Origin of the sequence: Limimaricola litoreus (assembly GCF_024159025.1) — a bacterium.
Classification (GTDB): domain Bacteria; phylum Pseudomonadota; class Alphaproteobacteria; order Rhodobacterales; family Rhodobacteraceae; genus Limimaricola; species Limimaricola litoreus.
The window spans coordinates 1-624 of the sequence record NZ_JAMYXC010000069.1 but is presented as its reverse complement, the minus strand read 5'-3'; the positions used below and the strand labels follow the sequence as shown (position 1 = coordinate 624).

Annotated in this window: 2 pseudogenes; one reads left to right on the top strand and one right to left on the bottom strand. The window is 60.3% G+C overall.

Annotation, left to right across the window (positions count from 1 at the left end):
* Positions 1-236, top strand: a pseudogene (locus tag NHG85_RS05240) (hypothetical protein); the annotation flags it as partial.
* A gap of 27 nt (positions 237-263) precedes the next feature.
* Here NHG85_RS05240 and tnpA read toward each other — a convergent pair.
* Positions 264-506, bottom strand: a pseudogene (gene tnpA / locus NHG85_RS05235) (IS66 family insertion sequence element accessory protein TnpA); the annotation flags it as partial.
* Positions 507-624: the final 118 nt, after the last annotated feature.

Here is a 624-nt window from a genome sequence, read left to right as displayed (position 1 = left end):
TGGCGCCACCAGCCTGTCACCGGAATGAAGGCCGAAAACTTCAGATCCCGGCGGTCCAAGGTTGGGTCTCAGAGCACTACGACTACAATGCCGTCAGGCCGCACTCCTCACTCGGGAACCAGACGCCGCTCGAAGCGCGCCGGGCGCTTGAGCAATTTGAAGGCTCCGCACCAGGCGCGCTTGCCCGAAACGACCAGTCCAACTACCAATCTCAAACCCGCAAACTCTCGTTATGACCGAGGGACCGACGGGGAGCAGCTCACCTTGAGTGTGGCCATGTCCAGCATCTGCTCCGCCAACATCTTCTTGAGCTTGGCGTTCTCAGCCTCCAGCGCCTTCAGCCGCTTGGCGTCGGGCACTTCCATGCCGCCATACTTCGAGCGCCACTTGTAAAAGGTCGCATCGCTGAGCCCATGCTGTCGGCACAGCTCCTTCACCCCGAGCCCGGCTTGGTGCTCCTTCAGGATGCGAATGATCTGCTCCTCGCTGAACCGGCTTCTTCTCATCGTCTGTCTCCTCGTTTGGAGAACAGGCTAACCGGCTCTGTTGCACGGAACGCCTTAAGGCTGAGCTTCCCCTTACCCCGAGCGGCTTAGACGACGGGTTCTGTGATGGGAATGCCGA